The sequence below is a fragment of the Finegoldia magna ATCC 53516 genome, assembly GCF_000159695.1.
GTDB classification, from domain to species: Bacteria; Bacillota; Clostridia; order Tissierellales; family Peptoniphilaceae; genus Finegoldia; species Finegoldia magna_F.
The window spans coordinates 569,473-583,486 of sequence record NZ_CM000955.1 but is presented as its reverse complement, the minus strand read 5'-3'; the positions used below and the strand labels follow the sequence as shown (position 1 = coordinate 583,486).

The following is a 14,014-nucleotide window of genomic DNA, read 5'->3' as shown; positions in this document are numbered from 1 at the left end:
TTATATGGCAAAAAAAGGTAAAAGATATCAAGAAAGTGCAAAATTAATTGATAGAACAGTTGAATATAAATTAGACGAAGCAAGCAAATTAGTTGTAGAAACAGCTAAAGCTAAATTTGACGAATCAGTAGAATTACACGCAAAATTAGGTGTAGATAGTAGACACGCTGACCAACAAGTTCGTGGTACTATCGTACTTCCTCATGGTACAGGTAAAGACCAAAAGGTTGCTGTATTTGCAAAAGGTGAAAAAGCTGAAGAAGCAAAAGCTGCAGGAGCAGATTTCGTAGGAGCAGAAGATTTAGCAGAAAAAATCCAAAAAGAAGGTTGGTTAGGATTTGATGTTGCAGTAGCTACTCCAGATATGATGGGTGTTGTAGGTAGAATTGGTAGAATCTTAGGACCTCAAGGTTTAATGCCAAACCCTAAAGCTGGTACAGTAACTATGGATGTTACAAGTGCAATCAAAGAAATCAAAGCTGGTAAAGTTGAATATAGAACTGATAAGAGTAATATCATTCACGTTCCAGTTGGTAAAGTTTCTTTTGGAGAAGAAAAAATTGCTGAAAACATCAATGCATTAATGCAAGCAATATTGAAAGCAAAACCAGCTTCATCAAAAGGTAAATATATTAGATCTTTAACAATTGCTTCAACAATGGGCCCTGGAATCAAGGTTAATCCATTACAATTTGCGAAAGAATAATATAAATAAGAATTTATTAGCCACCGTTAAGGTGGCTTTTCTTAAATACAGAGGGAAAAATGAAATTATTAAAAGAAGATAAAAAGAAAATTCAAATAGGAATAATAATATTAATCGTTCCTGTCATTTTGGCATATCTTTTGTTCAATGGGAAATCAATAGGTAATGCATTGAGCACTTTTATGGCGATTATTTCTCCATTTATTATTGGCGCTGCATTAGCGTTTGTCCTAAATATGCCTATGAATTTTATTGAGAATAAACTTTTTAAAAAATGGACTTCTAAACCAGGTCTAAAAAGGGCGATATCTCTGTTAATAAGTTTAGTAATTGTTAGTGCGATAATAGCATTTGTAGTGATACTTATAATTCCTAATTTTTTTGAAGCTATTAAGTCGCTTATTCGTGGGATTCCAGTATTAGTTGAAAAGCTAAGAAAATATCCTGAAATAGCAAAACAATTGGATAAAATTTATGACACATACGCTATCACAAGCACTCATGATTTGGTTGTAAAATTGAAACCTTATTTAACAAAAAATGGATTGGATATATTGAACAATGTGTTTTTTGGAATTAGCACAGTGTTTTCTGTTGTACTTAGCTTTGTAGTGTCGTTCACATTTGCTATTTATTTATTATTTTCAAAAGAAACTTTGAGAAGACAATTTACAGAATTGACTTATGTTTTCTTCAGTGGAAAAACTGCAAAAAGAATTATTGTGTTCTTTAAAGTTGCTTATGAAAAATTTTATTCGTTCTTTAAAGGGCAATTTATCGAAGCATTTATGCTTGGGTTTATGTGCTTTATAGGAATGTATTTGTTGAAGATGCCAAATGCTGCAACTGTTAGTGTGTTAATTGGTTTTGGAGCATTGATTCCATTGGTTGGAGCTATACTAGGAGCTGCTCTAGGAGCATTGATCATTTTAATCGAATCTTTTTCAAAAGCAATTATGTTTGTGATTTTCATAATTGTGCTTCAACAATTTGATGGCAATGTAACTTATCCTAGAATTGTAGGGTCTTCAGTAGGGCTTCCATCTATTTGGGTACTTGTAGCAGTTACCATAGGGGCGGCATTAAGCGGTATTGTTGGTATGCTTATTTTCGTTCCAATTTTTGCAACAATCTATGAATTATTGTACAGATATAAGGAAAAGAAATTGAAAGATAAAAACATCTGTATTATTGAAGAAAAATAATAAAAAAGTGTTGACATATTCATTGAATATGATATAATAATCAAGTAATTAATTTGGGCTACCGAAGACAGTAGGGACTATTAAAGTTTAATCATCCTACAGAGGAGCATAAGATATGAGTTTATCAGTCTTTCTGTCTTTGGATGGAAAGACTTTTTTAGTGTAGCCTTTTTCATGGAGGTGAAATAATGAAAGAACACGTTTTAAATCAAAAGAAAGCTGTTGTTGATGAAATTAAAGGACACATTAATGATGCTAAATCAATGGTTATCGTTGATTATAGAGGATTAGATGTTAGCGAAGCAACAGAATTAAGAGAAAAATTCAGAAATGAAAATGTATTATTCAAAGTATACAAAAACACAATGATGAATTTTGCTTTTAAAGAATTGGGATTTGATGGATTCTTAGATTACTTATCTGGTCCTAACGCGGTTGCATTCAGTATGGATGATCCAATCGCTGCAGCTAGAATAGCTAAAGAATTCGCAGCAGATCACGAAAACTTAGAAATTAAAGCAGGTTATTTAGGAGACAAATTCTTAGATGTTGAAGGTGTAAAGAAAATCGCATCTATCCCTTCAAGAGAAGTTCTTCTTACAAAAATGCTTGGAAGCTTCAAAGCTCCAGTATCAAAATTTGTATATTTAGCAGATGCTATTGCTAAATCAAAAGCTGAAGGTTCAGAAGAAGCTGAATCAAACGAAACTACTGAAACAGTAGAAGAATAATTAATTAAAATAAAATTTGGAGGTAAAAAATGTCAATAGATGAAATCTTAGAAGCAGTTGAAGGCTTAACTGTTCTTGAATTAAATGAATTAGTAGAAAAAGCAGAAGAAAAATTTGGAGTATCAGCAGCAGCTCCTGTAGCTGTAGCAGGTGCAGCACCAGCAGCAGGTGGAGCAGCAGCAGAAGAAAAATCAGAATTTGATGTAATCTTAGCATCAGCTGGTGACGCTAAAATGAAAGTTATCAAAGCAGTTAAAGACTTAACTGGTTTAGGATTAAAAGATGCTAAAGCTATCGTAGACGAAGCTCCTAAAGCAATCAAAGAAGGCGCTTCTAAAGAAGAAGCTGAAGAATTAAAAGCTAAACTTGAAGAAGTTGGAGCTACTATCGAATTAAAATAGTCGATAAATTTATGGAGAGGTTATGCACAATAGCCTCTCTTTTTTAATTGCTTGACAAATCATTTGATTATGATATTATTTAAATATATTGATAAAATGACTATGATGAGATGAGTATGTAATAATTTTTTTAAAGAGAGTCTTAGTTTGGTGGAATAAGATATTAAATTATTGCAGAATATGGTCTTTGAGTTTGAAAAGTTGAATAGCTTATGCTTTTAAATTTTTTCGGGAGCATCCGTTATCAAATGCTAGGCATTAATGTGCCAAACAATGAGAGAATATTTTATATTCTAAAATTAAGGTGGTAACGCGGATTTTCGCCCTTATATGATGTATGTCATATAAGGGATTTTTTATTTTATTGTAGTTTATTTATTTAGGAGGGAAATTATGTCAGAAGAAAAGAAATCATATTACATCACTACTCCGATTTATTATCCAAGTAGTAACTTACATTTAGGTCATACTTATACGACAATTATTGCGGATACTTTGAAAAAGTTCAAAAAAATCCAAGGCTATGATGTATTTTTGACTACAGGTACAGATGAACACGGTCAAAAGTTATATGAAAAAGCAAAAGAAAAGAACATGGGTGATAATCCATTAAATTATATCGACCCAATTGTACAAAGTGCTAAGGATTTGTGGAAGAAACTTGACATAGATATAGATAGTTTTGTAAGAAGTACAGACAAGGCTCACGAAAAAAATGTTCAAGAAATTTTCCAAAAATTATACGATAAGGGAGATATATACAAATCTACTTATAAGGGACATTATTGTGTCGATTGTGAAGCTTTCTGGACAGAATCACAACTAAAGGATGGAAAATGTCCAGATTGTGGACGTGATGTTCACTATCACGAAGAAGAATCGTACTTTTTCAGATTATCAAAATATAAAGACAGAATTTTACAATTGTACAAGGATAATCCGGATTTCTTAAAGCCAGAATCTCGTAAGAACGAAATGGTTAACAACTTTTTAAGTGGTGAATTGGAAGATTTATCAGTATCTCGTACAAGTTTTGACTGGGGAGTTAAGGTTCCTTTTGATGATAAGCATATAATTTATGTGTGGATTGATGCGCTTAGCTGTTACTTGACAGGAATTGGATATGGACAAGATGAAGAATTATTCAAAAAATTCTGGCCATGTGATATTCACTTGGTTGGAAAAGAAATTGTAAGATTCCACACGATTATTTGGCCTGCATTATTGATGGCGTTGGATTTGCCATTACCAAAGAGAGTTTTCGCTCATGGATGGATTTTGTTCAATGAAGATAAGATGAGTAAATCAAAGGGAAATGTATATTATCCAGAACCAATCATTGATTTGTACGGTGTAGATGCTTTGAAATACTACATTTTAAGAGATTTTACATTTGGTAATGATGGTAACTTTACGACAGAAAGATTTATGAACAGATTTAATTCAGATTTGGTAAATGATTTGGGAAATCTTGTAAGTAGATCAGTATCAATGGTTGAAAAATATTTTGATGGTGTTATTCCACAACCAAATGACAACAACGATATTGACAAGAGTTTAATATCTGTAGTCGAAGGATGCCAAGGAAAAGTTGAAGAGTTATTAGAAGAACTTGATTTTTCAAATGCACTAGAAGAAATTTGGAAAGTTGTTAGAAGGGCTAATAAATATATTGATGAAACTACTCCTTGGATTTTGATTAAAGAAGATCCAGAAAGATTGAAAACTGTTTTGTATAATTTGATGGATGCAATAAGAGTTATTTGTATATTAACTTCTCCATTTATAACAGAAACTAGCAACAAAATCAAAGAACAAATTGGTCTTTCTGAAATCAAATGGGAAGATGGAAAAGTGTTCGGTAAAACTATCGCTGGAACTAAGGTTCAAAGAGGGGAAAACTTGTTCAATAGATTAGACATAAAGAAAGAAACTGAACGATTGAACGAAGTTAATGACAAATTAATCGAAGAAAGAACTGGTAAAAAAGTTTCTGAATTAAGAGATAACAAAGAAGAAGCTCCTAAAGAATCTAAGAAAAAATCAAAAAAAGCTAAGAAAAAAGAAGAAATAACTATAGATGATTTTTACAAGCTTGATTTGAGAGTCGGACAAATTGTAGAAGCAACTCAACATCCGGATGCCGATAAACTGTTGGTTTTCAAGGTTAAAATCGGAGAAGAAACAAGACAAATAGTTTCTGGTATCAAAAACTGGTACGAACCAGATGATTTGATAGGTAAGAAGGTTATTGTTGTGTATAATTTGAAGCCTGTTAAATTGAGAGGAGTAGAATCTCAAGGTATGCTTCTTGCAGCAAGTAAGGGCGATAACTTGACTATGGCAAGTCTACTTGACTCAGAATTTGAAGATGGAGCGACTGTATCTTAATGGGAGAATATGTAATATACGATACACATTGTCACTTGACAGATGAGAAATTTGATTTTGATAGGGATAAAATTATCGAAAATCTTAAATCCAATTCTGTTGTAAAAGCTATGCTTCCAAGTGACAATGTTGAAAACTCCATTAAAGCAATTGAATTATCTGAAAAGTATGATTTCTTATACAATGCTGTGGGAATTCATCCAGAAGAAGATAGTAGATTCACAGATGAGGATATTTCTAGGATAGAAGAGTTAGCTGATAATCCAAAATGCAAAGCAATCGGAGAAATCGGACTGGACTATCATTATGAACACGACAAGGACAAGCAAAAATATCTATTTGAAAAACAAATGCAAATCGCTGAGAGAAAAAATTTGCCTGTTATAATTCACACAAGAGATGCGATCCAAGACACATACGATATCTTGAAAAAAATTCCTAATGTAAGAGGAATAATGCACTCTTATTCTGGAAGCTATGAAATGGCAATGAAATTTATTGATTTGGGATATTATATTTCATTTAGTGGAGTTGTGACATTTAAGAATGCAAGAAATGTCAAGGAAACTTGTGAAAAACTACCAATCGATAAAATTTTAGTAGAAACAGATTCTCCTTATTTGACGCCTCATCCATATCGCGGGAAAAGAAACGAACCAAAATATGTGAATTTGGTGTTACAAGAAGTTAGTTTGTTGAAAAAAATGTCGGAAAAAGAAGCTGCACAAATCATTTGCAATAATGCCGATGATATTTTTGGATGGTAAATTATGATAAAAGAAATAATAGTTGTCGAAGGAAGAGACGATGAGCAAAGAGTCAAAAGAGCATTAGATTGTGAAGTAATATGCACAGGTGGGATTTATTTTAGCGATAAATTACTCAAAAGACTCAAAAAAATTGACCAAGATAGAGGGATAATAATTCTAACGGATCCAGACTATGCTGGAAATAAAATCAGAAAAAGAATTAATGATTTTATTCCAAACGCAAAAAATGCATTTATAGCACAAGATTTGTGTATCAAAGATGAGGACATTGGAATTGAAAATGCAAAGGAAGAAGATATTAAAATCGCCATAGAAAACGCTCATCCGTCAATGATTGATTCCAAGAATGAATACACGATGGATGATATGATTTACTATGGATTAGTAGGTGAAGGATCCAAAGCTCTTAGAATAAAAGTTGGTAAAATTTTAAATATTGGTTACGGCAATGCGAAATCTTTTCTTAGAATGCTAAATAATTACAATATTTCAAGAGAAAAATTAGAGGAGGCTATTAATAGATGAGTTATAGACTACACCAACCTTCCTACATCAAAGAAATATTGGACAAATTTGGATTTAAGTTCTCAAAGGCTTTGGGGCAAAATTTTCTAATCGATGGTAATTTGATTGAAAATATTATCGACTTTTCTGATATAACAGAAGATGATTACGTTATTGAGATTGGACCTGGTTTTGGAACATTAACTGAAAGACTTGTCGACAAATGCAAGTTTTTGTATTCGATTGAAATAGATTCAAGGCTTATGGATGTTTTGAAATACACTGTTGGAGATAGAGATAATTTTCAAATAATAAACGAAGATGTGTTGAAGGTAGATTTGAATGAACTTAATCATGGAGCTAAAAAGTTTAAAGTGGTTGCGAATCTTCCTTACTACATTACAACTCCGATTATTGAGCATTTGTTTAATTACAGAGATATTATTGAATCAATCACTGTTATGATTCAAAAAGAAGTGGCTAACAGAATGGTCGCTGATGTGGGAAGCAAGGATTACGCATCATTGAGTTTGTTTGTAAAACAAAATAGCGATGCGAAAATAATACTAAATGCTCCTAAAACAGTTTTCATGCCACAACCAAAAGTAGACAGTGCCGTTGTAAATATGAAGCTTAAAAAATTAGATGAAGACATCGACCAAGAACTTCTTCGTCAATTAATCAGATCGGGTTTTAGCAAAAGGAGAAAAACCATAGTAAACAGTTTTACAAGTGGGTTTGTGAATGTTGACAAGGACAAATTAAAGGCAATTCTTCAAGAGCTAGGGTTGAAGGAGAATTTGAGAGCTGAGAATTTGTCATTGGAAGATTACAAAAATATCGTAAAGAAGTTGAACAATATTGATTAGGATTTTCAAATAAGGGTATATATAAAATACAGACTTTTAAGGAGGTATTTTTATGAAAGACGTAGTAATTTATACAAGTGATGGATGTCAATATTGCCACGCTGCAAAAGATTATATGGACGAAAACAACATAAAATATACAGAAAAAAACATATCACAAGATCAAGAAGCTAGAAAAGAACTTATGAAAAAAGGTCACATGGGTGTACCTGTTACGATCATAGGTGACGAAGAAATAGTTGGATTTGATCAAGCTAAATTAAAAGAAGCTTTAGGATTATAAAAACAAAAACTACTTGTCAATCGACAGGTAGTTTTTTTATGTAAAAACCCGCTTTAATTAGCGGGTATAATATTAGTTTTGGTTTAATTGTTCTAATAGATAGTTTACATCTAGTCCGTGAACCATACAAGCTTCTTCTAAGCTTTCCATTTGGCTGGCTGGACAACCTATACAAGATAATCCGTTTCTGAATAAAACTTCTACAGAATCTGGATTGTTTCTAATAATATCCCCAATTAACATATCTTTAGTAATTTCCATAAAATCACCCTTTCATCATTTATATTCTTATTATAATATAAGCTTTAAGTTGATTCAAGTAAAAATATTTCGTATCTATGTTATAATTTAATATGAAATAGAAATATAGGTGGTGAGGAATATGATGGATGAAAAATTTGAACGTCATGAAATAGATATGGATTTACTAAACAAATATCTAGAAGACAAAGACTATTTAAAATTAAAAAATCAAATTCAAAAATACAACCCGGTAGATATTACAGATTATATTGAATCATTGGATTTAAAAAGTGCAATGCTTGTGTTCAGGTTATTGAACAAAGATGATTGTATCGATGTGTTTTCTCATATGGAAAAGGATCATCGAACAAGGCTTTTGGAAGCGTTCAGTGATAAAGAAGTTAAATTCATAGTAGACGAACTATATTTTGACGATATGATTGATTTAATCGAAGAAATGCCAGCGGGAATTGTGAAAAAAGTTCTAAGACATACCGACAAAAGCGAAAGAAATTTGATTAATCAATTCTTAAATTATCCAGAAGATTCAGCGGGATCTTTGATGACAATAGAATATATTGAATTGAGATCTTATTATACTGTAAGGAAAGCTCTTGAAGTCATTAAGAAAACAGGGGTGGACAAGCAGACCGTCTATACATGTTTTGTAACAAACGAAAAGAAAACACTTCTTGGTTTTGTTTCTTTGAGAACAATCGTAACTAATGAACCAGAAACGTTGATAGAAGATTTGATGGACGAAGATGTTATTTATGTTCACACTGATGATGACCAAGAAACAGTAGCTGATGTATTCAAAAAATACGGATTCGTTGTACTTCCTGTAGTAGATAACGAAAAAAGACTTACTGGTATTATAACAGTTGACGATATCATGGAAGTCATGGAACAAGAGGCCACAGAAGACTTCCAAATCATGGCAGGTATGAGTCCAGACGAAGACGACTATTTGGATCAAAGCGTGTTCAATTTGGCGAAAAAGCGTATTGCTTGGCTTTTGATACTGATGATTTCAGCTACATTTACAGGTTCAATAATGACTCACTATGAATCATTATTGGGACAAGCGATAATACTTACAGCATTTATCCCGATGATAATGGATACGGGCGGAAACTCTGGATCGCAATCATCAACACTTATTATACGTGGACTTGCTACTGGAGAAATCAGCACAAAAGATTGGCTAAAAGTATTTTTTAAAGAATTTAGAGTAGCGCTTATAGTTTCAGTTGTTATGAGTGTCGTTTGTTTCATAAAAACTATGGTTGTAGATAAAGTTTCAGTACCTATCGGATTGGTTGTATCTTTGACTTTGATATTTACGATCGTGACTGCGAAATTAATCGGCGGAATGTTGCCAATTGTTGCTAAGAAATTAAAATTAGATCCAGCGATTATGGCCGGACCATTGATTACTACAATTGTCGACGCGTTGAGTTTGTTGATTTATTTTGAAATGGCACATATTGCTTTGGGAATCTAACTAGAAAAAATTAACAAAAACTATTGACATATTTTTAATATTACTGTAAAATATTTTATTTAATTTGACTTTAGAGTGATAGAGTGATATAATACTACTAACGACGATCTGTTAGGAGGAATAACGTGAAGGAAATTAACGATTTGAACATGATTAGAAGTCAGGTGCGAAGTAATATTGGAAAAGATGTTATTGTCGAGGCAGATAAAGGACGAAATAAAATTGTAACTAATAAAGGAACTATCAGCCAAGTGTTCCCAAGTTTATTTACAATAAAAATAACTAACGAATATGATTCAGAAAGAACTATATCATATACTTACTCAGATATACTTACATCAACAGTAAAGTTAGAATTATGTTAAAAAGCGACCGAAAGGTCGTTTTTTTAGTTTGATTTAACATTTAAACAATAGTATAATTTATTAATAGAGGTGTATTATGAAGTTAAAATTATATATGTCAGAAAAATGCCCAGATTGCGTAGATGCAATCGAAATTTTAAAAAGTGCCGATATTGATTATGAAGAAATCAATATTACAGATTCTATGAAAAATCTCAAAGAATTTTTTACTTATAGAGATAATAGAAAAGAATTTGAATCAATTGTCAAAGACAACAAGGTTGGTGTTCCTATGATAACTGATGGCGAAAAGATAGTATTTTTTGAAAAATTAGAAGATTTAAGAGTGTTTGATGAAGATTAATAGTTATGCCAAGATAAATCTTTCATTAGATGTTCTTGGTTTAAGGGAAGATGGATATCATAATATCGATACGATTATGAATCTGATTGGTCTTTACGATATTATGGATATAAATCGTAACAGTACTTACGAATTGAATTTAAGCTCTAATAATCCGGATTTTCCAACTGATAAAACTAATTTGATATTTAAAATATTTGAGAATTTAAAAAAGTTCAGGGACATTAACTGTGGTTATGATGTATTTGTAGACAAACAAATCCCCATATCAGCAGGACTTGCTGGAGGAAGTTCAAATGCATGTGAGTTTTTGATGTATGTGAATGATGATTTGTCACTTAATCTTTCTGATCAAGAAATCAAAGAAATCTGTAGATTGACAGGAGCGGACACTTTTTATTTTACGAACAAAAAATGTGTCAGAGCAACAGGGATAGGAAACGAGTTTGTCAGATTGTCTGATTTTTCTAATAAAAACATAATAATTGTAAATAATGGAATGAGCATATCTTCAAAAGATGTGTATGATAATTTGAAAGAGTCAAATGGTGGATTGGGTAAAGTTTCCGTTGCTATTGATAGTCGTGATTATGAAACTTTTTTTAAGGTAGCATTCAACACGATGGAAAGTGTATCAGAAAAGCTAGTTGAAGAAATCTCTGTTATAAAAGACCAGTTGAATGATTTGGGAGCGGACTTGTCTTTGATGAGTGGTTCGGGACCGACTGTTTTTGGTATTTTCGAAAACACACAAGACTATGAAAATTGCTACAATAAATTAAAGGACAAATATAAGTATGTATTTAAAACAAAAACCTTATAACAAAATAGGATTCGTGGATTCTGGTTTGGGCGGACTTACAGTATTCAAAAAAGTTAAGAAGCTAATGCCCGACAAGGAGTATATTTATTTTGCTGACAGTGCGAATGTTCCTTATGGCTCAAAAACCAGAGACCAAATGCTAATGATTTCTGAAAATATTGTGAGGTTTTTCAATGAACAACAGATAGATTTACTTGTAGTAGCTTGTAATACGTTGACATCAATTGCGTTGGATTATATGAAATCAATTGCAAACTTTGATATAATTGGAGTTGTTGAATACGGGGTAAAGTCTGCGATAAAAACTACCTCTAATAAAAAAGTAGGAGTAATAGCGACAAAAGCCACGGTGGACAATGGTTTATATAAAAAATTATTAGAACAACAAGGAGTTGAAGTGTGCCAATCTGCATGTTTTGATTTTGTAAGTTTTGTAGAAGAAGACTGCAAAGATAAAGACAAGATTTTAGAAAAGGTAGAAGAATATCTGAAACCTATCGTAGATTTTGGAGCAGACACTATCATTTTGGGTTGTACACATTATCCGATTTTAATTGAATACCTTAAACAATATACAGGAGAAAATATTACATTTGTAGATCCTGCAGATTCTCTAAGCGAAGACGTTTTTGAGATTTGTGGGAACTATCAAAATAAATGTGACACAAAATATTTCGTCACAAAGAATCCGTCTGATTTTAAAATCAATGGATCTAAAATTATAGGAGAACCTATAGAAAAAGTTACAGAAATGGAGTGATTTTATGGAATTGAATTACGAAAAGAAAAGTATCTGGGAAGTTGTAGATGAAAAAGAACACGAAGAAATCTACGCTTATGGTGAAAGATACAAAAACTTCTTAGATAGTTGCAAAACTGAAAGAGAAGCTACAGAATTTATAGTTAATCAAGCAAAAGAACATGGATTTGTTGAATTGAATGAAGCTTTAAAAGGACAAGTCAAAAAAGGCGACAAAATTTATATTAACAATAAGGACAAATCATGCGTGTTAGTTGTTATTGGTGATGATATAAACGAAGGACTTAACATAGTTGGGTCACACTTAGACTGTCCAAGATTAGATGTTAGAGCTGTACCATTTTCAGAAGACAAAAACATCTTAATGATGAAGACACATTACTATGGTGGAATCAAAAAACACCAATGGACTACAATCCCATTGGCAATGCACGGAGTAATCTTTACAAATGAAGGCAAAAAAGTTGAAATCAAAATCGGTGAAAACGAAGACGAACCAGTATTCTACATCACTGAATTATTGGCTCACTTGTCTAAAGATTTGAACTCAAAAACATTGGGTCAAGCAATCGAAGGTGAAAAATTAGCGATAATAGCTGGTCACGATAGCTATAACTTCAAAGATGAAAAAGAAAATCCAATCAAAAAATGTATATTAAAATATTTGAATGAAAAATATGGAATAACAGAATCTGATTTCCAAGTAGCAGAATTAGAAATTGTACCAGCTACTAAAGCAAGAGACGTTGGATTTGACGGGGCAATGATTGCATCTCACGGTCACGACGACAGAGTTTGTGCTTATGCAACATTAGAAGCAATTCTTAAAGTTGAAAATCCTAAGAGAACAGCAGTAGCTTTATTCGTAGATAAAGAAGAAATAGGTTCAGTTGGTAATACATCAATGAACGCACCATACATGGGAAATATGATTGCAGAAATAGCTAATAACCAACATGAAAATTACAGTGATTTAACAATGAGAAGAATCATGGCTAATTCAAAAGTATTATCAGCAGACGTTACTGCAGCTATTGATCCGTTATATGCTGATGCAACAGAAGATTCTAACACAGCATTAAGCGGATGTGGAATTTCATTAGCAAAATTCACAGGACATGGTGGAAAATTCAGTTCAAATGATGCAAACCCAGAATTCTTAAACGAATTAAGACAACTATTCAAAGAAGAAAAAGTAATGTGGCAAACAACTGAACTTGGTAAAATAGACCAAGGTGGTGGAGGAACAATAGCCTTCATACTTGCAAATCAAGGAGCAGAAGTTGTAGATATCGGAACAGCAATGTTATCAATGCATGCGCCAGTAGAATTGTTATCAAAAGCTGACTGCTACATGACAAGCAAAGCATACCACGCATTCTTAAAATAATATAAATTAAATTTATAAAGCACTTGACAATTAGCTTTTATACTGATATTATATAAAAGCACTTTGAGTTAAGTGCTTTTTAAATTACTCAAAAGAAAGTAATGCATGTAAAACAGAAATAAAAAAAGTTTTACAAAACACTTGACAAAATGAAATGATGATAGTAAACTATAATAGTTCACTAAAGTAACATTTCAAGAAAACACATTTTGATTGAAAAACATTTCAAAAAAAAGTGTTGACAAAGAAAAGTTAGTATGATATACTAACAAAGTCGTTACGAAAGTGCGAAGAAAGTTGTCATTAAGACAACAAACTATAGAACCTTAATAAATTAAATAAAGTAAATACTTTGAGAGAAGTACAAACCAAACAATAATTCGGTGAGAATAAAAAAGCAAAAGTCAGCTGAAAAGCTAGCTTCAAACAAACATTAAATTGAGAGTTTGATCCTGGCTCAGGACGAACGCTGGCGGCGTGCTTAACACATGCAAGTCGAACGGGATTTAGTAAACAGAAGCTTCGGTGGAAGATTACTAATGAGAGTGGCGAACGGGTGAGTAACGCGTGAGCAACCTGCCTATGACAGTGGGATAGCCTCGGGAAACCGGGATTAATACCGCATAAAATCGTAGAAACACATGTTTTAACGGTCAAAGATTTATCGGTCATAGATGGGCTCGCGTCTGATTAGCTAGTTGGTGAGATAACAGCCCACCAAGG

At 32.3% G+C, this 14,014-nt stretch carries 16 protein-coding genes and 2 other annotated features; of the genes, 15 read left to right on the top strand and 1 reads right to left on the bottom strand.

What is annotated here, in order from left to right:
- The first annotated feature begins 4 nt into the window (after positions 1-4).
- The 9 genes from rplA (at position 5) to HMPREF0391_RS02620 (ending at position 7,860) form a co-directional block, all read left to right on the top strand.
- Positions 5-706 carry a 50S ribosomal protein L1 gene (gene rplA, locus HMPREF0391_RS02660; RefSeq protein WP_002835315.1) on the top strand — a complete coding sequence of 234 codons (702 nt, stop codon included), beginning with the start codon at positions 5-7 and terminating at the stop codon, positions 704-706.
- A gap of 59 nt (positions 707-765) precedes the next feature.
- Positions 766-1,911: an AI-2E family transporter gene (locus HMPREF0391_RS02655; protein WP_002835314.1), complete on the top strand. Its 1,146-nt coding sequence runs from the start codon at positions 766-768 to the stop codon at positions 1,909-1,911.
- Between the two features lie 43 nt (positions 1,912-1,954).
- Positions 1,955-2,079: a sequence feature (ribosomal protein L10 leader region), on the top strand.
- Positions 2,080-2,099: 20 nt separating this feature from the next.
- The gene (gene rplJ, locus HMPREF0391_RS02650; protein ID WP_002835313.1) at positions 2,100-2,642 is read left to right on the top strand and encodes a 50S ribosomal protein L10; all 543 of its coding nucleotides are present in this window, start codon (positions 2,100-2,102) and stop codon (positions 2,640-2,642) included.
- A gap of 29 nt (positions 2,643-2,671) precedes the next feature.
- On the top strand, positions 2,672-3,043 hold the full coding sequence (gene rplL, locus HMPREF0391_RS02645; RefSeq protein WP_002835312.1) for a 50S ribosomal protein L7/L12: 372 nt from the start codon (positions 2,672-2,674) through the stop codon (positions 3,041-3,043).
- Between the two features lie 93 nt (positions 3,044-3,136).
- Positions 3,137-3,374 (top strand) — a binding site (T-box leader).
- Between the two features lie 62 nt (positions 3,375-3,436).
- A complete protein-coding gene (metG, locus tag HMPREF0391_RS02640) occupies positions 3,437-5,434 on the top strand; it encodes a methionine--tRNA ligase (protein ID WP_002835311.1) in 1,998 nt (665 codons plus the stop codon).
- Positions 5,434-6,201 carry a TatD family hydrolase gene (locus HMPREF0391_RS02635; RefSeq protein WP_002835310.1) on the top strand — a complete coding sequence of 256 codons (768 nt, stop codon included), beginning with the start codon at positions 5,434-5,436 and terminating at the stop codon, positions 6,199-6,201. Before metG ends, HMPREF0391_RS02635 begins: the two co-directional genes overlap by 1 nt.
- 3 nt (positions 6,202-6,204) lie before the next feature.
- On the top strand, positions 6,205-6,729 hold the full coding sequence (rnmV, locus tag HMPREF0391_RS02630; protein WP_002835309.1) for a ribonuclease M5: 525 nt from the start codon (positions 6,205-6,207) through the stop codon (positions 6,727-6,729).
- Entirely contained in the window at positions 6,726-7,577 is an 852-nt protein-coding gene (gene rsmA, locus HMPREF0391_RS02625) for a 16S rRNA (adenine(1518)-N(6)/adenine(1519)-N(6))-dimethyltransferase RsmA (protein WP_002835307.1), read from the top strand. The genes rnmV and rsmA overlap by 4 nt, the downstream gene beginning before the upstream one ends.
- Before the next feature lie 52 nt (positions 7,578-7,629).
- Positions 7,630-7,860, top strand: coding sequence for a glutaredoxin family protein (locus HMPREF0391_RS02620; RefSeq protein ID WP_002835306.1), 231 nt, complete (start codon positions 7,630-7,632; stop codon positions 7,858-7,860).
- 72 nt (positions 7,861-7,932) lie between these two features.
- On the opposite strand, the gene HMPREF0391_RS02615 is transcribed toward HMPREF0391_RS02620, so the two are convergent.
- Positions 7,933-8,121 carry a DUF1858 domain-containing protein gene (locus HMPREF0391_RS02615; protein ID WP_002835305.1) on the bottom strand — a complete coding sequence of 63 codons (189 nt, stop codon included), beginning with the start codon at positions 8,119-8,121 and terminating at the stop codon, positions 7,933-7,935.
- Positions 8,122-8,242: 121 nt separating this feature from the next.
- On the opposite strand from HMPREF0391_RS02615, the gene mgtE reads away from it, so the two are divergent.
- The 6 genes from mgtE to HMPREF0391_RS02585 all read left to right on the top strand — a co-directional run bounded on the left by mgtE (position 8,243) and on the right by HMPREF0391_RS02585 (position 13,291).
- A complete protein-coding gene (gene mgtE / locus HMPREF0391_RS02610; RefSeq protein WP_002835304.1) occupies positions 8,243-9,610 on the top strand; it encodes a magnesium transporter in 1,368 nt (455 codons plus the stop codon).
- A 125-nt stretch (positions 9,611-9,735) separates the two neighbouring features.
- The gene (locus tag HMPREF0391_RS02605) at positions 9,736-9,975 is read left to right on the top strand and encodes a Veg family protein (protein WP_002835303.1); all 240 of its coding nucleotides are present in this window, start codon (positions 9,736-9,738) and stop codon (positions 9,973-9,975) included.
- 76 nt (positions 9,976-10,051) lie between these two features.
- On the top strand, positions 10,052-10,318 hold the full coding sequence (locus HMPREF0391_RS02600; RefSeq protein ID WP_002835302.1) for a glutaredoxin domain-containing protein: 267 nt from the start codon (positions 10,052-10,054) through the stop codon (positions 10,316-10,318).
- The gene (gene ispE / locus HMPREF0391_RS02595) at positions 10,308-11,141 is read left to right on the top strand and encodes a 4-(cytidine 5'-diphospho)-2-C-methyl-D-erythritol kinase (RefSeq protein WP_002835301.1); all 834 of its coding nucleotides are present in this window, start codon (positions 10,308-10,310) and stop codon (positions 11,139-11,141) included. The genes HMPREF0391_RS02600 and ispE overlap by 11 nt, the downstream gene beginning before the upstream one ends.
- Positions 11,116-11,901, top strand: coding sequence for a glutamate racemase (murI, locus tag HMPREF0391_RS02590; RefSeq protein ID WP_002835300.1), 786 nt, complete (start codon positions 11,116-11,118; stop codon positions 11,899-11,901). Before ispE ends, murI begins: the two co-directional genes overlap by 26 nt.
- 4 nt (positions 11,902-11,905) lie before the next feature.
- Positions 11,906-13,291: an aminopeptidase gene (locus HMPREF0391_RS02585; RefSeq protein WP_002835298.1), complete on the top strand. Its 1,386-nt coding sequence runs from the start codon at positions 11,906-11,908 to the stop codon at positions 13,289-13,291.
- Positions 13,292-14,014 lie beyond the last annotated feature (723 nt).